This is a genomic window from Lacisediminihabitans sp. (assembly GCF_043726815.1).
In the GTDB taxonomy this organism is placed as follows: domain Bacteria; phylum Actinomycetota; class Actinomycetes; order Actinomycetales; family Microbacteriaceae; genus Lacisediminihabitans.
The window spans coordinates 1-17,218 of sequence record NZ_JAYSJZ010000059.1; the positions used below are offsets into that span (position 1 = coordinate 1).

Genomic DNA, 17,218 nt, shown 5'->3' on the forward strand with positions numbered 1-17,218 from the left:
TCGAGCAACGAACGAACCGGCACGACCACATCGAAGGAGTCTGCGCCCGAATCATCCGCTGCAGCCAGCGCGAAGGTGCGCAGCCCGAGCACCGTCGGGCTCTCATCCAGAAGCCCGGCGGGCACGAGCACCGCGACGTAGACCGCGAGCACTCCTGAGCCTGCAATCAGGCGCACGGAACCGTCCTCAACACGCTGGGCACGACTGAGGAATACCTGCAGGTCGCCGAGGGAGAGGGAGTCAACAAGGGAAAAAGTCTGGCTCATCTGGTCTCTAAACTATAGGAGCGCCGGGGTTCTCGCTGCCCCGCGACCGCCGGACCACGGGAGAACACCATGACCGACCCGCTCATCGACCTCCTCTCGGCACTCAATCTCATCGATACGCACGCTCGAACGAGTGAAGACATCTTCATCGGAGAGAGCCAGTGGTCGGCCCTCGGCCGAGTGTTCGGCGGCCAGGTGCTCGCGCAGTCGCTCGTCGCCGCCCAGCGCACCATCGCGGAGGACCGCATCATCCACTCGCTGCACGGATATTTCCTGCGGCCCGGCGACATCAATCTGCCCATCACGTTCTCGGTCGAGCGCATCCACGACGGCCGCTCGTTCTCCACCCGGCGCACCCAGGCCTACCAGGAGGGCCTGCCCATCCTCTCGATGATCGCGTCGTTCCAGGTCGCCGACGAGGGCTTCGACCACCAGATCGAGATGCCGAAGGACCTTCCGGGCCCGGAGGACCTGCCCTCGGCCGCCGAGTCTCTCTCCGGCCTCGAGCACCCCGTGGCGAAGGTGTGGGCCAACGAGCGCCCGTTCGACATGCGGCACGTGCCGTCCCCGATCTACCTCTCGGTGGAGGGCCCCCACGTGGCCCACCAGGCCGTGTGGCTCAAGGCGGTGGGTACGCTCCCCGACGACGAGAACCTTCACCGTGCGGCCCTCGCCTACGCGAGCGACTACTCGATCCTGGAGCCGATCTTCCGCCGGCACGGCATCGCCTGGACCACGCCGGGGCTCAAGGCCGCGAGCCTCGACCACGCGATGTGGTTCCACCGGTTCGGACGGGTGGACGAGTGGATGCTCTACGTGCAGGAGTCCCCGAACGCGACCGGCGGCCGGGGCCTGTCGCAGGGTCGCATCTACACGCGCGACGGCGTGCTGCTCGCGAGCGTCGCGCAAGAGGGCATGGTGCGCGTCCCGCGCTCCTGAATCGCCCGCTCCCGAATCGCCCGCCCGGAGATTCAGCAGCGCCGACGCTGAATCTGTGCGATTTCAGTTGTTGGACCGCAGGGACGATGCGTCCTACGTTGGAAGCATGACTAATACCACGACCAATTCGGTGCCCCAGATCGCCCTCAACTCCGGACGGACCATCCCCCAGGTGGGCTTCGGGGTGTTTCTCGTCGATCCGGCGGACACCCAGCGCGTGGTCGAGGACGCCCTGGCGGTTGGTTACCGCCAGATCGACACCGCCACCGGCTACAACAACGAGACCGAGGTCGGCGCTGCGATCAGGGCGTCGGGCATTCCGCGCGACGAGATCTTCCTCACCACGAAGCTCCGCAACGACCACCACAAGGCGCGCGACGTGGAGGGCGCATTCTCCCGCAGCCTCGAGATGCTCGAGCTCGACTACCTCGACCTGTACCTGATCCACTGGCCGATGCCCGCCAACGGCTTCTTCGTCGACACCTGGCGCACCTTCGAGACCTTCTTCGCGGACGGCCGCGCCCGGTCGATCGGCGTCAGCAACTTCCTCGTTCCGCACCTCGAGACGCTGCTCGCCGAGACCGACATCGTGCCGGCGGTGAACCAGGTCGAACTGCACCCGATCTTCCAGCAGCGCGAGCTCCGGGCGTTCCAAGCCACCCACGGCATCCATACCGAGGCATGGGGCCCCCTCGGCCAGGGCAAGTACGACCTGTTCGGCATGGGCCCGATCCAGGCAGCCGCGACGGCCCACGCGGTGCAGCCCGCCCAGGTCGTGCTGCGGTGGCACCTGCAGACCGGCAACATCGTGATCCCGAAGTCGAACTCGCGCGACCGGATGGCGCAGAACCTCGACATCCTGGGATTCGAGCTCGACGCGCACGAGATGGCGGCCATCGACGCCCTCGACGAGAACCGTCGCGTGGGCGGAGACCCGGCAGAGATCAACTAGCCCGCTCAGGGCCTGCCGGCCAGCAGCACGCGCCCGTCGGCCGAGCGAACGTCCACCGCGGCGATCTCGCTCGGCCGCAGGCTCGTCGTTCCGGACGGTTCGACGGTGCTGCCCGGCGCCGCGCTCCAGGTAGCGACCTGCGAGACGTTTCCGCTGGCATCCGTCACGAACATCTCGTACTGCCGGGCGACTCCGTAGCCCGGGGCGGTGGCGGATGCCGGCGCCGCGTAACTGCACCGCATGTCGATGCGGGTACCCCAGCTCTCCCCCACGAGCAGCGCGCTCGCGCTCAGGCTGGTGGGGACCACCTGGCTCAGCGAGACCCGTGCGCCGCTCGCGGCGAGCGTCGGCGTCGGTGCCGGCGGCGCGAAGGCGAGCGGGATGGCGAGGGCGACGGCCGCGGCGGCGGCAGCGGTCGCCACTATCGCTCCGGCCACCAGCCCCCGCGAACGACGGCGCCGACGGGTGGCCGAACGCACGAGCCTCGGCAGGAGGGTCGGCGGCACCGAATCCTCGACCGGGGCAACGGTCTCCAGGTCGGCGGCCGGCACCTTCGCGAGCAGCCCCGGCAGTCCCGCGAGTTCCGCGACACCGGCCGCGCACGCGTCGCACGTCGAGAGGTGCCGCTCGAACTCGAGCCGCTCCACGGGCGAGAGGGCGCCGAGCACGTAGGCGGCGTCCCACTCGGCGTACGGGTCGGCGGGGTTCACTGGGTCACCCCGCGCTCCTGGAGGGCGAGACGCAGCGCCCGCAGCGCGTAGTGCAGGCGCGACTTCACGGTTCCCTCCGGTATGCCGAGGGCGTGCGAGATCTCCGCCGTCGATTCCCCCTGGTAGTAGGCGTGCACCACGACCAGCCGGTGGTCGGGGGTGAGCTGGGCGAGCGCGTCCGAGACGAGCCAGGCGTCGAGCAGGGCATCCGTACCGTCGTCGACCGGGCGCTCGGGCAGGCTGTCGGTAGAGTGTTCGTGCCTCGCGTGGGCGCTGCGGCGATCGTCGATCACGATGTTGCGGGCCACCGTGTAGAGCCAGGCGCGCGACGAGCCGCCGCCCCGTTCGAGCACCTCGGGATGGCTCCAGGCCCGCACGAGAGTCTCCTGCACCACGTCTTCCGCGAAATGCCGGTCCCCGGTCAGCCAGACCACGTACCGCCAGAGGGCAGGGGCGTGCTCATCGTGCAGCGCACGCAGCAACTCGGCCTGCTCATCCGGCAATGGACTACCTCCACTGATTACAACGTAGCCGCAGCAGTCTCGGTTCATTCCCAGCAGAATTGAACCCGATGCGTCGTGCGCTCGTTGGTACCAATGACATGCTTTTCGGGGGGCCTCCGACCAGGGCCTCCGCGCAACACACGCTGCTCGCCCACACGCCGCTCGCCCCAGACGCCCGGAGGATCACCTTGACCGACCGCGAACAGACCACTCCAGACCATCCGGCCTCGGCTCACCGCACGCCAGCCGAGCGACTCACCCCGATCCGCCGCACGACATCGCGCCGGGCCGCGCTCATCGCGGGGGGCGTGACGGTGATGGGTGCGGGCGCCCTCGTGCTCGCCGCCTGCAGCCCGGGCGGCGCCACCGGGGGGTCCGGCGGAGCGGCTGGCGGCGCTGGCGGTGCGGGCGGCTCGGGCGGTGCGGGCGGCTCTGGCGGCAAGAAGATCCCCGCCGGCACGGCCGTGGCCAAGCTCGCGGACATCCCGGTCGGGGGCACGGCCATGGCGACGGTCGCCGGCCAGGCGCTGGTCCTCTCCCAGCCCACCGCGGGCGAGGTGCTGTGCTTCAGCGCCTATTGCACCCATCTGGGCTGCCGTGTCAACGCCGCGCCGAGGGAATTCGACTGCCCGTGCCACGGCTCGAAGTTCGACACCACCACCGGCGCGGTGCTCGGCGGGCCTGCGCCCTCCCCGCTGCCCAAGATCGCCGTGAAGATCTCCGGTGACTCGGTGGTCACGGCCTAGTGGACTGGCAATTCGCCGGGCTGCCGCTGCACGTGCTGCTGGTCCACTTCGTGGTCATCGTCGTGCCCCTCGCCGCCTTGTGCACGGTGCTCACCGCGGCCTGGCCGGCCGCGCGCCGCCGACTCGGGATTGTCACCCCGCTGATCGCCCTCGCCGCGCTCGTCTCGGTGCCGGTGACGACCGAGGCCGGCGAGTGGCTGCTCGCCCGGGTTGCGAACACCCCTCTCATCCAGGCTCACGCCGCCATCGGAAAGTCGCTGCTGCCGTGGGCGTTCGCCACCTTCGTGGTGGCGACGGCCCAGTGGGCCTGGTTCCGCTACTTCTCGGAGGGGGACGGCCGGTACCGCCGTCTCGTGGCGCACCGCGCCCTGAGGCTCGCCATCACGGTCGCGCTCGCCGTCGCGGTGCTCGTGCTCGCCGCGGGATCGATCGTCACGGTGGTGCAGATCGGCGAATCCGGCGCCCGCGCGATCTGGACGGGGTCATTCACCCCGAACCCCCGCTAGGTCGCCATCGGCCGCGGTCAAGGCCCGGTTGCCGTCAGTGGCGGTTGCCGAACTGGACCGGCGGCTCCAGGTACGGCTCCCACGCCGCGCGCTGCTCGTCGTCCAGGCGCAATGGCCTGCCGCTCGCCACCTCCACCGTCACGAGGGTCGTCGCGGCGCGCACGTAGAGCACCCGCGGGGTCACCCCGGCCGGAGAGTAGATCTCGTAGCAGAGTTCGAGGCTCGCGCCGCCGATCCGTCCGATCCACAGCTCCACGTCGAGCGGCTGCCGCATGTACGGGATCGGCAGCAGATACTCGATCTCCTGCCGGGCGATGAGCGCGATGACCTTCGCGCCGGGGCGCGCGTCGAGAATTGCCGTGCCGAGGGGTTCGTCCCCGCTCTCGTGGCCGTGGTCGGGGCGCCAGAACGCCTGGATGCGCGCCTCCTCGAGCAGGCGGAACATCTCGGCGTTGTTGACGTGCGCATAGGCATCGAAGTCCGACCAGCGCAGGCCGATCGGCACGTGCAGCCGCGTCACGGTCAGCCCCTGGTGAGCTTGCGGTACGCCGACCGGTGCGGCTTGGCCGCGTCCGGGCCGAGTCGCTCGATCTTGTTCTCCTCGTAGGCCTCGAAGTTTCCCTCGAACCAGTGCCAGTATCCGGGGTTCTCCTCGGTTCCCTCGTAGGAGAGGATGTGGGTGGCGATGCGGTCGAGGAACCACCGATCGTGGGTGATGACCACCGCGCAACCGGGGAACTCGAGCAGCGCGTTCTCGAGGCTTCCGAGCGTCTCCACGTCCAGGTCGTTCGTCGGTTCGTCGAGGAGCAGCAGGTTGCCGCCCTGCTTGAGAGTGAGCGCGAGGTTCAGGCGGTTGCGCTCTCCACCGGAGAGGATGCCGGCCTTCTTCTGCTGGTCTGGCCCCTTGAAGCCGAACTGGGACACGTAGCCGCGGGACGGGATCTCGGTCTTGCCGACCTGGATGTAGTCCTGGCCATCCGACACCACCTCCCACAGGGTCTTGGTCGGGTCGATGCCGCCGCGGTCCTGGTCGACGTAGGAGATGTCGACAGTGTCTCCGATGCGGAGGTCTCCGCCGTCGAGCGGCTCGATGCCGGTGATGGTCTTGAACAGCGTGGTCTTGCCCACGCCGTTCGGGCCGATGACGCCGACGATGCCGTTGCGCGGCAGCGTGAAGCTCAGCCCGTTGATCAGCACGCGGCCGTCGAATCCCTTCTCGAGGCCCTTCGCGTCGATCACCTGGGCGCCGAGACGCGGGCCGACCGGAATCACGAGCTCCTCGAAATCGAGCTTGCGCGTCTTCTCGGCCTCGGTCACCATCTCCTCGTAGCGCGCGAGCCTGGCCTTGGACTTGACCTGGCGGCCCTTGGCGTTGCTGCGCACCCAGTCGAGTTCGCTGGACAGCCGCTTCGCCAGCTTGGCGTCCTTCTTGCCCTGGACCTCGAGCCGCGCGCCCTTCTTCTCGAGGTAGGTGGAGTAGTTGCCCTCGTATGGATACAGGTGGCCGCGGTCCACCTCGGCGATCCACTCGGCCACGTGGTCGAGGAAGTACCGATCGTGAGTGACGGCGAGCACGGCGCCGTGGTACTGGGCAAGGTGCTGCTCGAGCCAGAGCACGCTCTCGGCGTCGAGGTGGTTGGTAGGCTCGTCGAGGAGCAGCAGGTCCGGCTTCTGGAGGAGGAGCTTCGTGAGCGCCACCCGGCGCTTCTCGCCACCGGAGAGGTTCGCGACGGTGGCGTCCCCCGGCGGCGTGCGCAGGGCATCCATCGCCTGTTCGAGCTGGGAGTCGAGATCCCAGGCGTCGGCGGCGTCGATTGCCTCCTGGAGCGTGCCCATCTCGGTCATCAGGGCGTCGAAGTCGGCATCGGGATCGGCCATGGCGAGGGAGACCTCGTTGAACCGGTCGACCTTGGCCTTGATCGGGCCGACGCCTTCCTGCACGTTTTCGAGCACGGTCTTGGTCTCGTCGAGTTCGGGCTCCTGCATGAGGATTCCGACGCTGTAGCCGGGGCTCAGCCTGGCTTCACCATTGCTCGGGGTATCGAGGCCGGCCATGATCTTGAGGATTGTGGACTTGCCAGCACCGTTCGGCCCGACGACGCCGATCTTGGCGCCGGGGAAGAACGACATCGTGACATCGTCGAGAATGAGCTTGTCACCGACCGCTTTGCGGGCGCGGACCATCGAGTAAATGAATTCGGCCATGGCGACAAGTTTAGTTGCGCTCGTGTGCGCGACCTGACCGACCGGGCGAATCCCGCGGTCACCAGTCGATGGGCCGGGTCTTGCCGACCAGGCAACTGCCGTCGGCGAGCGCCGGTTCAACGGCACTGCTGAAGCCATCCGGTCCGCGCTGGCCGAGCAGACACTGGCCGCCCAGCCTCACCGAGAACAGGATCGAGTCGACGGCACCCCGGTTGGAGGTGGTGTCCGGCGTGACCTGCATTGCCGCCTTGTCGAATCCTGCCGCCACGAGGGTGTCGATGATGGTCTTGCCGTTCGCGGATGCCGCGGACGCGAACAGTGTCTTGCCGACCTGGTCGAAGTAGGCCTTGTTCTCGGCGGCCGAACCACCGGCCACCATCGACGGTGTGGGTGCCGGTTCTGGGGCTCGCCCGGAGGGCACCGTGGTGCCCGATCCCATGCCAGCGCTCGTCCCTGCGCCCGTCCCAGCGCTTGTCCCCGCGCTGGGGCCCGGCGCCGGAGCACATCCGGCGAGTAACGCCACCAGCAGCAGAACGCTGACCGCTGCCGCCGCGCCGCCGAACCGCCGAGAAGTCCCCATTGCGTGCGACCCTTTCGTCCGGCGTGGACACTCCCGCTGGCGCGAGTTTCGCCCGGTCCGATCGAGTCTAGGGCGACGCGGCGCGCGACCAGACGGCCCGCGTGCCCCTGGCGCCAGCGGGCTAGAACGGCACCGCCGCGCTTTCCAGCGACTCACTGTCCGGCTCGAGGAACCGTACCGGGCCGTCACCGTCGTCTGATTCGTGCGGCTCCGTGGCGTCGCTGGACGCCGCCACGCCGCCCGAATCGGCCACGCCACCCGGCTGCTGGGGGAAGCCATCCACCTTCTCGACCATCGTCGAACTGATGCTCCGGCTGAAGGTGGTCGTGCCCCAGGTGAGATCGTGGCCCACCGCGTCGGCGTCGACCTCGATGTTCGTACCCGCCTTCTCGCCGCTCGTCCAGTCGCGGATGCGCAGCCGCCCGGTCACGACGACCCGGTCGCCCTTGAGCACGGAACCCGACACGTTGACGGCGAGTTGCCTGAAACACGTGATGGTGTACCAGTTGGTGTCCCCGTCGACCCAGCGGTCGCGGGATCGATCGAAACGACGCTGGGTGGAGGCGAGCCGGAAGCTCGTGATCGAGAGGCCCTCGGTGGTGACGAGGTGCCGGGGAGTCGTGGCCACAAGGCCGGTGAGAGTGATCGTGTCTGTCATGCGAGCCAGTGTGCCGATTCCTGCGCGGCCGACGGGCCGGCCGCGTCCCAAGTGGGGACACGACCGGCTCGGTCGCACAGGTTACGGACTAGTGCTCGCGAAACTCCGGCCACTCGGCACCGGGAAGCAGGCTCGCATGGAGCGCGCTCTTCGCCACCTCGAGGGTCGGGTATTCGCCGCGGAAGTCGGTATCCGCAATCAGCTTGAAGGTGTATCCACCCTCAGTGCCGTGGATCGAACCGACGGCCCCGGCGGGCCCGAAGGCCACCCAGGTCTTGCCGGTCAGCGTCCTGTCGGCGCGCGTGGTTGTCTCGTTCGTTGTTCCAGTGCTCATCATTGAGCTCCCTTCCTTACGCTGGCAGTTGCCAGAGACTGCCCGGCCCTAGGAGGCCAGGACGTATTCCGCATAACTCTTGCGGATCTTGTTCACCTTAGGCACGGCCACGGCCATGCAGTATCCCTGGCCGGGGTTCTTCGCGAAGAAGTCCTGGTGGTAGGACTCCGCCTCGTACCAGGTACCGAGCGGTTCGATGGTGGTGACGAGACCGCCGTCCCAGTATTCGCTCGCCCGCTCGCGGGCCGTCTCGAAGGCCGCCTTCTGCTCGTCATCCGCGTAGAACATCGCCGACCGGTACTGGGTTCCCACATCGTGGCCCTGCCGGTTGAGCTGCCGCGGGTCATGCAGCGAGAAGAACACGTCGAGAATCACGTTCGCCGGGATCACCTCGGGGTCGAACGTCACGGCGACCGCCTCGGCGTGACCGGTCTGACCCGTGCAGACGTCGTCATAGCTCGGGTTCACTGTGCTGCCTCCTGTGTACCCGGAGACGACGTCGCTCACACCACGGAGAGTGCGGTACACCGCATCGAGACACCAGAAACAGCCGCCGGCGAGAACGAATGTTTGCATGCTGAAAGCCTACTTTCTCCGCCTGTAAAGGGGCGGATCATCCGCCGCCAATCCCAACCCCCGTTGGGGGCACGTCATTCCCCGCGGCGGGCCCGCCCTAGGCTTGTGTGATGACCTACGTTGCTGAGACCGACCGGTACGAATCCATCGAGTACAAGCGGGTGGGGCGAAGCGGCCTCAAACTCCCGGCGGTGTCGCTCGGGCTCTGGAACAACTTCGGATTCGACCGCCCGATCGAGACGCAGCGTGCGATCCTGCACCGCGCGTTCGACCTCGGCGTCACGCACTTCGACCTGGCGAACAACTACGGTCCGCCCGCGGGAAGCGCCGAGACCAACTTCGGCCGCATCTTCGCGGACGACTTCCGCCAGCACCGCGATGAACTCATCATCTCCACCAAGGCCGGCTACGACATGTGGGACGGCCCATACGGCGAGTGGGGATCGCGCAAGTACATGCTCGCCTCCCTCGATCAGAGCCTCGGACGGATGGGTCTCGACTACGTCGACGTCTTCTACTCGCACCGACCGGATCCCGACACCCCGATTGAGGAGACCATGGGCGCGCTCGCCACCGCCGTCACCTCCGGCCGGGCCCTCTACGCCGGCATCTCGAACTACGACACCGAGCAGACCATCGCCGCACACCGGGCGCTCGCCGAGCACAAGATCCCGCTGCTCATCCACCAGCCGCGCTTCAACATGTTCGACCGTCACATCGAGACCGAGGGACTGCTGCCGGTGCTGGACGACCTCGGCATGGGCAGCATCGTCTTCTCCCCGCTCGCCCAGGGCATGCTCACCGACCGCTACCTCGCGGGCATCCCAGCCGACTCGCGCGCCGCCGAGGGCCGCTGGATCACCTCGGACAACATCAACGAGACCTACCTCGACCGTGCCCGCGCCCTCAACGAGATCGCCGCCGCCCGCGGCCAGAGTCTCGCCCAACTCGCCCTCAGCTGGGTGCTGCGCCACCCGCAGGTGACCTCGGCGCTGATCGGCGCCTCGAGCGTGGCCCAGCTCGAGAACAACATCGCCGCACTCGAAAGCGCCCCCCTCAGCCAGGAGGAGATCGCCGCGATCGAACCGCTCGCGGTACACGGCACCGGCATCCGGTAGCGGTGACGCCGGCGAATGTCGGTGGCGGCCCTTAGCCTGATCCCACATTGACAGCCGGGGCCGGCCACTACTCGAGGATCGCACATGACCACTCTCGCCTTTGTGGGGGAACTCCCCCTCGTCCGACCGGGAATCACCCTCGTGCAGCTGCACGACGAGCTCTGGCGGGTCACCCGCCCGCAGGGTGACGTGCTCGGCTACATCGAACAATTCCGGGTTCGCGACGGGCTGCGCTTTCGGGCGAAGAGGTTCATGCCCCACCAGCGCCGCTTCATGGTGATGGGCGAGTTCTGGAGCATGGATGACGCGATCGAGTGTTTTCGCACGAGTTGACGCCCACTGGCGGGCGCGGCGCGCCCGCCAGTGAGCCGGACTGAGTTTCAGACTCGCCCTCACCGCACTGCCGCGCGCCGCACGCGTCGGGTTAGTGTGTGGGCATGCAGTGGTGGAATGACTTCCTAGGGTGGCTCTCTTCTGACGATGGGGCGCGCATAATTTCGAGCGCCGTCATCCCGTTCCTCGCGATCCTCATTGCGGGAATCGTGGCGGCGGCGATCGGGCGCGGCTCCGCGAAGCGCGTCATCGCGCTGAGCGACCGCGAGGTGAAGGCGTCCGCGGTGACCGCGCTGATCAGCGCCGCACGCAAGGCCGCGGTGTGGAACACCCTGCCCGCGCCCGAGCAGCAGCACATCGACCACCTCATCGGCGACGCCGACATCCGACTCCGCCTGCTCCCGGTGCCCGGCACCGCCCTGGCCGCCGACTGGGCGAGCCACGAGATCATCAGCATGAAGCGCAACGCCGTGTCGTTCAGCTTCCAGGCGGAGCAGTCCCTGCTCGTCTTCCGCGACCGCCTGATCGAGTGGCAGGCCAGGCCCAGCCGCGCGAAGAGACTGTTCAAGAACGACCTCGACTCCTGGGCCTACGATTCTTCCCTGAGCGAGCAGGAGTTGGTGCACAACCAGCAGGCCTGGGCGGCCGCGCAGGTGGCGAAGACCGGCCCGGCGGACACGGTGTCCGCCGCCGCGATCGCCGCCCCGACCGTGGCAGCCGCCGCTACCCCCGCGGCCACTCCCCCGGCCGCCGCCGCTGCCCCGGTCGCCAAGCCCTTCGCCCAGTCCCGATTCTCGCGGCCCGCCGCCGTGCCCGTGGCGCCGGCGGAACCCGAGAAGAAGCCGGTCGCCAGCGAGCCGACGCCCGCCGGGCCGAGCAGCGACGCCCCGAGCAACGCCGGGCCGACCAACGCCGGGCCGACCAACGCCGCATCGGCTGTCGCCCGCACCCCGGAGCCGACTCCCGCCGCGGCAGAGCCCGACGCAGCGGAGTCGGAGACCGTCGAACACGAGATCGTCGAACCGGAACCTCACCAGCCGGCGCAGACCGAGCACCTCGAGGAGATCGTCGTGGACGACGACGAGCAGCACGAGGAGCTCCCCGAGCTTGTGGAGCCCGCGCCGGAGGAACCCCGTGATGTGAGCGAGGCCTCGGTGTTCGCCCCCGACGACAGGAACGACCACGACCACCACGACGGTCATGACGGTCACCATCGCCAGGACCACGAGCACCACCAGCACAACTAGCCCGCAGAGGGCCTCGGCAGCTCAGTCGGCCGTCGGTGCCTCGACTGTCGCGAAGAGTCTCCTGGCCAGAGGCGCCGTGAGGGTGGCCACGGTCGTCGCCATGAACAACCCGGCGAGGGCGTAGGCCACGATCAGTCCCTGCATCGGCGTCGACTCGTCGATGAACGGGGACGGCAGAAAAGTCCACCCGATGCCCACCACCCAGACCCCGGCGTTCACCGGGATCCAGAGGGCGGACCCGGGAATGGTGCGCCTGATCGTGAGGTACTGCAGGGTGGGCATGGCCGCGAGCCCCGCCAGCCCGAGCACGACGGCAGCGAGGATCACCGCGGCGACCGGCGCGGCGGACTGGGCGATGGCCGAGATGCCGAGGCCGCACGACCAGGCGATCGCCGCCCCGAGCGCGGTGGCTCCGATCCAGCCCCCCAGCGGCGGCGGACGACGGAATCGCCGCCCCGCGAGCGCCTGGGCCGTGCCGAGGAGCGCCCCCTCGCCGATGCCGGCCAGGATGAGCAGGGGCACCTGCCAGCGCTCAAGCGAAGGACCGGCGGTGAGGGCGCCCGTCGCGGCCGGCACGAGGAAGCCGATGGCCTCCCCGACGGTGACGAAGAGGATCCAGCGACGCTTGAACCGGAGGGGCGGCTGGCTGGTGTCGGCGCTGAGGTCTGCCTGCGCGATCGACATCGTGCCGCCTCCCTCCGTGCCCGGCCCGCGCCGAGAGTGTCAGGATGCGCCGAAACGGTGCCGCGCGCCAGGGTCGAAGGTCACAGCGCCGTACCTCACGGCACTGCACGTCACGGGCAGTGGGGCCACTCGGCCGTGCGCCGCTGGTGGATGGGTGCCCCCGGCAGGATTCGAACCTGCGACCAAGAGATTAGAAGGCTCCTGCTCTATCCCCTGAGCTACGGAGGCGGGCGAGTCAACTTTACCGCAGGCGCGTCAGACGGCCTTTGCCAGGGCCACGAGCACCTGGTTGAGCGTGGGCACACCCTCCGCGCGAAACACCTCGGCGTCGTCGCCGTCCAGAACGATCACCGTGGGGGTGGAGCGTACGCCGGCCTTTTCGGCCTCCGCGGTGTCTCTCGCGACATCCAACTCGGCGATCTTGAGCGCCGGCACGAGCTTCGAGGCCTGGTCCAGCACGGCCCGCGTCTGCATGCACGGTTCACAAAACGACGACGCGAAGAAGATGAGTTGCACGATCGGTCCAACGCGGGCGGCGCCCGGCTGATTCCCTACTGGCGTCCGCCGCGGTCTTCGGGAGCCTCGACCGGCTCGCTGTCTGCAAGGTCGAAGTCATAGACGACGTGGTACTGGCCACCGACCTCGGTCCAGCTGGAACGGGTGTAGTCGAGCAGCGTCTCCTTGCCGTCCACCGCGGTGAGCACGGTGATCTCGTCGTCGAAGCTCCCGTCGGTGCTGATGCGCTTGTCGACCTGGCCGTCGTTGGGGCCGCCCTTGTAGAGAACGATGTATTCGTCGCCGTGGGCGAGCGTGGGGAGTGCGTCAGTCATGCTGCATTACTACCACGCTCCGATGGGGGATGCGATCGGCGCGCAGAATCCCGGCGATTCTGGTTTATATAGCCTAGCTATATAGTTTTACTATATACTTGTCGAATGCCTACCGAACCTTCACGACTTCTCGAAGATCTCATCGTCTCCGCCCACCGCCTCACCCGGGTCGCCGCCCAGCTCACCGGGAGCACGACGCCCGCCGCGGTGTGGCGCACGCTCTCGATCCTCACCACCGACGGCTCGCTGCGAGTGGGCGACCTCGCCAGGGCGAGCCGGGTGACCCAGCCGACGATGACCAAGCTCGTGCAGCACCTCGCCGAGGAGGAGCTGGTGTACCGCATCGCGGACGTGGACGACTCCCGGGCCTGGCTCATCGCGATCACCCCCAAGGGCACGACCGCCCTGGAGAACTGGCGGCGCGAACTCGCCGAGGCCCTCTCCCCCGTCTTCTCCGACCTCACGGACGACGAAACGACCATCCTCGAGAAGGCTGTCGCCATTCTCCAGGTTCACACGAGCACGACACGGAAGGTGGCCTGATGACCGGGCACGACAAGACCCACGGCACGAGCATCCTCAAACAGCCCAAGGAGGTCTGGGCGGTCGGTTTTGCGAGCGTCGTGGCGTTCATGGGCATCGGCCTGGTCGACCCGATCCTCCCGGCCATCGCCAAGGAGCTGTCGGCCACCCCGACCCAGACCGAACTGCTGTTCACGAGCTACCTGCTGATCACCGGCATCGCGATGTTCTTCACGAGCTGGCTGTCCAGCCGGATCGGTGCGAAGCGCACCCTGATGATCGGGCTCGCCCTGATCGTGCTGTTCGCCCTCGCCGCGGCCCTGAGCGGCAGCGTCGAGGATGTCATCGCCTTCCGGGCGGGCTGGGGGCTCGGCAACGCGCTCTTCATCTCGACCGCCCTCGCGACCATCGTCGGTGCGGCGAGCGGCGGCACGTCATCGGCGATCATCCTCTACGAGGCCGCCCTCGGGCTCGGCATCGCGATAGGGCCCCTGCTCGGTGGCCTGCTCGGCACCGTCAGCTGGCGCGGCCCGTTCTTCGGCACCGCGGTGCTCATGGCGGTCGCCTTCATCGCGATCTCGGTGCTCCTCGGCAAGGAGGACCGCGCGGCGCGGGTTCCGACCCGGCTGTCTGCCCCGTTCCGCGCCCTCGCCAACCCGGCGATCGCCATCCTCGCCGCCGCGGCGCTCTTCTACAACATCGGCTTCTTCGTGCTGCTGGCCTACACGCCGTTCCCCCTGCACATGCAGGCGATCGGCCTCGGCCTCGTCTTCTTCGGCTGGGGGCTCTCGGTGGCGGTGACCTCGGTCTGGATCGCTCCGCTGCTCACCGCGCGGCTGCGGCGCACCACCGTGCTCGTCACCGTTCTGCCGCTGCTCACCCTCGACCTCGTGGGCGCCGGCGTGTTCATCGACTCGCAGCTGGGGCTCATCCTGTGCGTGATCATCGGAGGGATGCTGCTCGGCGTGCTCAACACCGTGCTCACGGAGTCGGTCATGGAGGCCACGGACCTGCCGCGCTCGGTGGCGTCGTCGGCCTACTCCGGCGTGCGGTTCCTCGGTGGGGCGGCGGCTCCCCCGCTCGCGACCCTGCTCGCCGCGGCCTTCTTTCCGGCGATGCCGTATTACGTGGCCGGCGGGTCCGTGCTCATCGCGGCGATCATCGTGCTCGTCGGAGTGAAGCAGCTGGCCAGGGTGAACTCGGGTGCCGAGGAACTCGTCGTCGAAGCCGAGGCGATCACCGCGGGCGAGCTCGCCTAGCGCGCAGCCCCCGGGCATCCGCCTCCGCACACTCCCGCGCACCGATAGAATTCTGGGATGTCTCCCTCCTCCGACCGCCTCGTCTGGATCGATTGCGAAATGACGGGACTCGACGTTGAAATCGACGAACTCGTCGAGGTGGCGGTGGTCATCACCGATTTCGACCTCAACCTCATCGATCCGGGGTTCGACATCGTGATCAAGCCCGACCATGCGGCCCTCGACAACATGAACGACTTCGTGCGCAACATGCACACCGAATCCGGCCTCATCGAGTTGATCCCGGATGGCGTGAGCCTGGCCGACGCGGAGTACGCGGTTCTCGAGTACATCCTCAAGTTCGTGCCGGCCGAGCAGCACGCGCCCCTCGCCGGCAACACGATCGGCACCGACCGCACGTTCCTCGCCAAGTACATGCCGCGAGTGGACCGTCACCTGCACTACCGCAACGTGGACGTGTCGTCGATCAAGGAACTCTCCCGCCGGTGGTTTCCGCGCATCTACTTCAACTCCCCGGCCAAGAACGGCGGACACCGCGCCCTCGCCGACATCCTCGAGTCGATTCGCGAGCTCGACTACTACCGCAAGGCGGCGTTCGTGACCGATCCGGGGCCGACGACGGAGGAAGTGCAGACCATTTCCAGCTCCGTGGTGGAGAAATTCCTCCCGCATCTGCACTAACCGCTCGCAAGCTGTAATAAGCTAGTGGAGTTGTGTCGGTCATGAATCATCGTGGTCGGCGCGCATGGTGGTCGTAGCTCAGTTGGTAGAGCGCTGGCTTGTGGAGCCGGATGTCGCGGGTTCGAGCCCCGTCGGTCACCCCAATGCTGCAGAGAGCAGCGACGAAGGGCCTCGCGAAAGCGAGGCCCTTCGTCATCTCCGGTGTCGTCTGGTGTGTGAGGGTTGAATCATGACCGATGTGCTCGAACGGCCGGATCTCGTGGAGGTGCCCGAGATCGTGGAGTCGACCGTGCTCGACACGCCCTGGGTGACGATCGTCTGGAACGACCCGGTCAACCTCATGAGCTACGTCAGCTATGTGTTCCGCAGCTATTTCGGCTTCAGCAAGGCTGAGGCCGAGCGACGGATGCTGCAGGTGCACAACGACGGGCGCGCGGTGGTGGCGACGGGCGGTCGCGAGGAGATGGAGCGGCACGTGGAGGCCATGCACGACTTCGGACTGTGGGCCACGCTCGCGAAGGCGGATGACGCATGAAGGCCTTCAGACGGGTGGGCGAGGCGGTCTCGGCCAAGTTCGAGCCGGCCGAGGCCGACGCGCTGGCCACCATGGCCGGCCAGGTCGCGGCGCTCGTGGCGGATCGCGCGGAGTACGAGAGCGACCCGGCCGTGCTGCGCCTGCTGCCCGATGCCTACCCGGACGACGAGGAGGCGTCGGCCGAGTTCCGGCGCTTTACCGCCGACGATCTCGCCGCCCGCAAAGTCGCCAACGCGACCGCCGTGGTCCGCTCCCTCGAGGGAGCGGTGCACGCCCGCTCCGCGACGACGGTGACTCTCGACCAGCAGGCGGCGCAGGCCTGGCTGCGGGCGCTCACCGACATCCGTCTCACGATCGCCGCCCGGCTCGGCATCGACGACGATGAGGCGGAGCCGGCCGGCGATCCGCTGCTCCTCGACGTCTACGACTGGCTCGGCTTCGTGCAGGAATCTCTGGTCGCGGCGGTCAGCGACTGATGGAGGCCCTCACCCCCGACGAGTTCGAAAGGCTCGTGATCGCCGAGCTCGACCTCCTGCCCGACGACATGGTGGACGGCCTCGAGAACGTCGTGTTCGTGACCGAGTCGCGGCCGGAGGACGGCTCCCTCGACCTGCTGGGGCTCTACGAGGGCGTGGCCCTGACCGAACGGGGCAACTACGGATTCGGCGAACTGCCCGATCGGATAGTGCTGTTCCGCGAGCCGTTGCTCTCCGTCTCCGCGGACCTCGACGAGCTCAGGGACCAGATCCACGTGACCCTCGTGCACGAGATCGCGCACTTCTACGGCATCGACGACGACGAGCTGCACGACCTGGGCTGGGGTTAGGTGAACCGTTAGAGACGCTCGCGTGTGGCCGTCGTTGGCCCTCTGGCGGTACCGCCCCCGTCGGTCGGGCCGTGTTCTGCAGGACGGGGCCCAGGGGGTGCGTACCCTGCAGACTCTGGTTGTGCAGGACAGCTTGTGCAGGACAGCTTGTGCAGGACAGCTTGTGCAGGACAGCTTGTGCAGGACAGCTTGTGCAGGACAGCTTGTG

The 17,218-nt window shown here is 68.1% G+C and carries 24 protein-coding genes, 2 tRNA genes and 1 pseudogene; 14 read left to right on the top strand and 13 right to left on the bottom strand.

Annotated elements, in window-relative coordinates; translation table 11 throughout:
* Window positions 1-266 (bottom strand): annotated as a pseudogene (locus ACHZD8_RS08150) (hypothetical protein); the annotation flags it as partial.
* A gap of 69 nt (window positions 267-335) precedes the next feature.
* Here ACHZD8_RS08150 and ACHZD8_RS08155 point away from each other — a divergent pair.
* Together ACHZD8_RS08155 and ACHZD8_RS08160 are read left to right on the top strand one after the other, a co-directional pair.
* Window positions 336-1,205 carry an acyl-CoA thioesterase gene (locus ACHZD8_RS08155; protein WP_394769722.1) on the top strand — a complete coding sequence of 290 codons (870 nt, stop codon included), beginning with the start codon at window positions 336-338 and terminating at the stop codon, window positions 1,203-1,205.
* Between the two features lie 106 nt (window positions 1,206-1,311).
* A complete protein-coding gene (locus ACHZD8_RS08160) occupies window positions 1,312-2,157 on the top strand; it encodes an aldo/keto reductase (protein WP_394769723.1) in 846 nt (281 codons plus the stop codon).
* Between the two features lie 5 nt (window positions 2,158-2,162).
* On the opposite strand, the gene ACHZD8_RS08165 is transcribed toward ACHZD8_RS08160, so the two are convergent.
* On the bottom strand, window positions 2,163-2,867 hold the full coding sequence (locus ACHZD8_RS08165) for an anti-sigma factor family protein (protein WP_394769724.1): 705 nt from the start codon (window positions 2,865-2,867) through the stop codon (window positions 2,163-2,165).
* The gene (locus ACHZD8_RS08170; protein WP_394769725.1) at window positions 2,864-3,370 is read right to left on the bottom strand and encodes a sigma-70 family RNA polymerase sigma factor; all 507 of its coding nucleotides are present in this window, start codon (window positions 3,368-3,370) and stop codon (window positions 2,864-2,866) included. Before ACHZD8_RS08170 ends, ACHZD8_RS08165 begins: the two co-directional genes overlap by 4 nt.
* Window positions 3,371-3,558: 188 nt before the next feature.
* Between ACHZD8_RS08170 and ACHZD8_RS08175 the strand changes: the two genes are divergently transcribed.
* Together ACHZD8_RS08175 and ACHZD8_RS08180 are read left to right on the top strand one after the other, a co-directional pair.
* Entirely contained in the window at window positions 3,559-4,116 is a 558-nt protein-coding gene (locus ACHZD8_RS08175; RefSeq protein WP_394769726.1) for a Rieske (2Fe-2S) protein, read from the top strand.
* Window positions 4,116-4,622: a hypothetical protein gene (locus tag ACHZD8_RS08180; RefSeq protein ID WP_394769727.1), complete on the top strand. Its 507-nt coding sequence runs from the start codon at window positions 4,116-4,118 to the stop codon at window positions 4,620-4,622. The genes ACHZD8_RS08175 and ACHZD8_RS08180 overlap by 1 nt, the downstream gene beginning before the upstream one ends.
* A 34-nt stretch (window positions 4,623-4,656) precedes the next feature.
* Here ACHZD8_RS08180 and ACHZD8_RS08185 read toward each other — a convergent pair whose 3' ends face one another.
* The 6 genes from ACHZD8_RS08185 to msrA form a co-directional block, all read right to left on the bottom strand.
* The gene (locus ACHZD8_RS08185) at window positions 4,657-5,142 is read right to left on the bottom strand and encodes an acyl-CoA thioesterase (protein ID WP_394769729.1); all 486 of its coding nucleotides are present in this window, start codon (window positions 5,140-5,142) and stop codon (window positions 4,657-4,659) included.
* Window positions 5,143-5,144: 2 nt separating this feature from the next.
* Complete coding sequence (ettA, locus tag ACHZD8_RS08190) at window positions 5,145-6,827, bottom strand: energy-dependent translational throttle protein EttA (protein WP_394769731.1); 1,683 nt, start codon at window positions 6,825-6,827, stop codon at window positions 5,145-5,147.
* Between the two features lie 58 nt (window positions 6,828-6,885).
* A complete protein-coding gene (locus ACHZD8_RS08195) occupies window positions 6,886-7,266 on the bottom strand; it encodes a DUF6993 domain-containing protein (RefSeq protein ID WP_394769732.1) in 381 nt (126 codons plus the stop codon).
* Between the two features lie 262 nt (window positions 7,267-7,528).
* A complete protein-coding gene (locus ACHZD8_RS08200) occupies window positions 7,529-8,065 on the bottom strand; it encodes a single-stranded DNA-binding protein (protein ID WP_394769733.1) in 537 nt (178 codons plus the stop codon).
* A gap of 88 nt (window positions 8,066-8,153) precedes the next feature.
* Entirely contained in the window at window positions 8,154-8,402 is a 249-nt protein-coding gene (locus tag ACHZD8_RS08205) for a methyltransferase (protein WP_394769734.1), read from the bottom strand.
* Window positions 8,403-8,447: 45 nt separating this feature from the next.
* Window positions 8,448-8,975: a peptide-methionine (S)-S-oxide reductase MsrA gene (msrA, locus tag ACHZD8_RS08210; RefSeq protein ID WP_394769735.1), complete on the bottom strand. Its 528-nt coding sequence runs from the start codon at window positions 8,973-8,975 to the stop codon at window positions 8,448-8,450.
* A 110-nt stretch (window positions 8,976-9,085) separates the two neighbouring features.
* Here msrA and mgrA point away from each other — a divergent pair, with 110 nt between their 5' ends.
* The 3 genes from mgrA (at window position 9,086) to ACHZD8_RS08225 (ending at window position 11,673) form a co-directional block, all read left to right on the top strand.
* On the top strand, window positions 9,086-10,093 hold the full coding sequence (gene mgrA, locus ACHZD8_RS08215) for an L-glyceraldehyde 3-phosphate reductase (protein WP_394769736.1): 1,008 nt from the start codon (window positions 9,086-9,088) through the stop codon (window positions 10,091-10,093).
* 84 nt (window positions 10,094-10,177) lie between these two features.
* Complete coding sequence (locus tag ACHZD8_RS08220; protein ID WP_394769737.1) at window positions 10,178-10,426, top strand: hypothetical protein; 249 nt, start codon at window positions 10,178-10,180, stop codon at window positions 10,424-10,426.
* A gap of 104 nt (window positions 10,427-10,530) precedes the next feature.
* Window positions 10,531-11,673, top strand: coding sequence for a hypothetical protein (locus ACHZD8_RS08225; protein ID WP_394769738.1), 1,143 nt, complete (start codon window positions 10,531-10,533; stop codon window positions 11,671-11,673).
* Window positions 11,674-11,694: 21 nt separating this feature from the next.
* Here the strand turns inward: ACHZD8_RS08225 and ACHZD8_RS08230 are convergent, their stop codons facing one another.
* The 4 genes from ACHZD8_RS08230 to ACHZD8_RS08245 form a co-directional block, all read right to left on the bottom strand.
* Window positions 11,695-12,357 carry a hypothetical protein gene (locus ACHZD8_RS08230; protein ID WP_394769739.1) on the bottom strand — a complete coding sequence of 221 codons (663 nt, stop codon included), beginning with the start codon at window positions 12,355-12,357 and terminating at the stop codon, window positions 11,695-11,697.
* 155 nt (window positions 12,358-12,512) lie between these two features.
* A tRNA-Arg gene (locus ACHZD8_RS08235) sits at window positions 12,513-12,585 on the bottom strand.
* Window positions 12,586-12,612: 27 nt separating this feature from the next.
* On the bottom strand, window positions 12,613-12,873 hold the full coding sequence (locus ACHZD8_RS08240) for a thioredoxin family protein (protein WP_394769740.1): 261 nt from the start codon (window positions 12,871-12,873) through the stop codon (window positions 12,613-12,615).
* Between the two features lie 35 nt (window positions 12,874-12,908).
* Window positions 12,909-13,187, bottom strand: a complete 279-nt coding sequence (locus ACHZD8_RS08245) for an oligoribonuclease (RefSeq protein ID WP_147785125.1) — start codon at window positions 13,185-13,187, stop codon at window positions 12,909-12,911.
* Between the two features lie 105 nt (window positions 13,188-13,292).
* Between ACHZD8_RS08245 and ACHZD8_RS08250 the strand changes: the two genes are divergently transcribed.
* The 7 genes from ACHZD8_RS08250 to ACHZD8_RS08280 all read left to right on the top strand — a co-directional run bounded on the left by ACHZD8_RS08250 (window position 13,293) and on the right by ACHZD8_RS08280 (window position 17,010).
* On the top strand, window positions 13,293-13,730 hold the full coding sequence (locus ACHZD8_RS08250; protein ID WP_394769741.1) for a MarR family winged helix-turn-helix transcriptional regulator: 438 nt from the start codon (window positions 13,293-13,295) through the stop codon (window positions 13,728-13,730).
* Entirely contained in the window at window positions 13,730-14,968 is a 1,239-nt protein-coding gene (locus tag ACHZD8_RS08255; protein WP_394769742.1) for an MFS transporter, read from the top strand. Before ACHZD8_RS08250 ends, ACHZD8_RS08255 begins: the two co-directional genes overlap by 1 nt.
* A gap of 57 nt (window positions 14,969-15,025) precedes the next feature.
* Entirely contained in the window at window positions 15,026-15,649 is a 624-nt protein-coding gene (gene orn, locus ACHZD8_RS08260) for an oligoribonuclease (RefSeq protein ID WP_394769744.1), read from the top strand.
* A gap of 67 nt (window positions 15,650-15,716) precedes the next feature.
* Window positions 15,717-15,792: transfer RNA gene (locus tag ACHZD8_RS08265), tRNA-His, on the top strand.
* Window positions 15,793-15,878: 86 nt separating this feature from the next.
* The gene (gene clpS / locus ACHZD8_RS08270; protein ID WP_394769745.1) at window positions 15,879-16,184 is read left to right on the top strand and encodes an ATP-dependent Clp protease adapter ClpS; all 306 of its coding nucleotides are present in this window, start codon (window positions 15,879-15,881) and stop codon (window positions 16,182-16,184) included.
* Window positions 16,181-16,660: a DUF2017 domain-containing protein gene (locus ACHZD8_RS08275; RefSeq protein WP_394769747.1), complete on the top strand. Its 480-nt coding sequence runs from the start codon at window positions 16,181-16,183 to the stop codon at window positions 16,658-16,660. Before clpS ends, ACHZD8_RS08275 begins: the two co-directional genes overlap by 4 nt.
* Window positions 16,660-17,010 (top strand): metallopeptidase family protein, encoded by a 351-nt coding sequence (locus tag ACHZD8_RS08280; protein WP_394769748.1) that lies wholly within the window; start codon window positions 16,660-16,662, stop codon window positions 17,008-17,010. Before ACHZD8_RS08275 ends, ACHZD8_RS08280 begins: the two co-directional genes overlap by 1 nt.
* Window positions 17,011-17,218: the final 208 nt, after the last annotated feature.

Excerpts from the sequence above, each read along its gene's own strand:
- ACHZD8_RS08155 (WP_394769722.1), top strand. The coding sequence starts at position 336 with ATGACCGACCCGCTCATCGACCTCCTCTCGGCACTCAATCTCATCGAT.
- ACHZD8_RS08195 (WP_394769732.1), bottom strand. The coding sequence starts at position 7,266 with ATGGGATCGGGCACCACGGTGCCCTCCGGGCGAGCCCCAGAACCGGCA.
- ACHZD8_RS08250 (WP_394769741.1), top strand. The coding sequence starts at position 13,293 with ATGCCTACCGAACCTTCACGACTTCTCGAAGATCTCATCGTCTCCGCC.
- ACHZD8_RS08205 (WP_394769734.1), bottom strand. The coding sequence starts at position 8,402 with ATGATGAGCACTGGAACAACGAACGAGACAACCACGCGCGCCGACAGG.
- ACHZD8_RS08225 (WP_394769738.1), top strand. The coding sequence starts at position 10,531 with ATGCAGTGGTGGAATGACTTCCTAGGGTGGCTCTCTTCTGACGATGGG.
- ACHZD8_RS08200 (WP_394769733.1), bottom strand. The coding sequence starts at position 8,065 with ATGACAGACACGATCACTCTCACCGGCCTTGTGGCCACGACTCCCCGG.
- ACHZD8_RS08280 (WP_394769748.1), top strand. The coding sequence starts at position 16,660 with ATGGAGGCCCTCACCCCCGACGAGTTCGAAAGGCTCGTGATCGCCGAG.
- ACHZD8_RS08245 (WP_147785125.1), bottom strand. The coding sequence starts at position 13,187 with ATGACTGACGCACTCCCCACGCTCGCCCACGGCGACGAATACATCGTT.
- ACHZD8_RS08275 (WP_394769747.1), top strand. The coding sequence starts at position 16,181 with ATGAAGGCCTTCAGACGGGTGGGCGAGGCGGTCTCGGCCAAGTTCGAG.
- mgrA (WP_394769736.1), top strand. The coding sequence starts at position 9,086 with ATGACCTACGTTGCTGAGACCGACCGGTACGAATCCATCGAGTACAAG.
- ACHZD8_RS08230 (WP_394769739.1), bottom strand. The coding sequence starts at position 12,357 with ATGTCGATCGCGCAGGCAGACCTCAGCGCCGACACCAGCCAGCCGCCC.
- ACHZD8_RS08160 (WP_394769723.1), top strand. The coding sequence starts at position 1,312 with ATGACTAATACCACGACCAATTCGGTGCCCCAGATCGCCCTCAACTCC.
- clpS (WP_394769745.1), top strand. The coding sequence starts at position 15,879 with ATGACCGATGTGCTCGAACGGCCGGATCTCGTGGAGGTGCCCGAGATC.
- msrA (WP_394769735.1), bottom strand. The coding sequence starts at position 8,975 with ATGCAAACATTCGTTCTCGCCGGCGGCTGTTTCTGGTGTCTCGATGCG.
- ACHZD8_RS08220 (WP_394769737.1), top strand. The coding sequence starts at position 10,178 with ATGACCACTCTCGCCTTTGTGGGGGAACTCCCCCTCGTCCGACCGGGA.
- ettA (WP_394769731.1), bottom strand. The coding sequence starts at position 6,827 with ATGGCCGAATTCATTTACTCGATGGTCCGCGCCCGCAAAGCGGTCGGT.
- ACHZD8_RS08255 (WP_394769742.1), top strand. The coding sequence starts at position 13,730 with ATGACCGGGCACGACAAGACCCACGGCACGAGCATCCTCAAACAGCCC.
- orn (WP_394769744.1), top strand. The coding sequence starts at position 15,026 with ATGTCTCCCTCCTCCGACCGCCTCGTCTGGATCGATTGCGAAATGACG.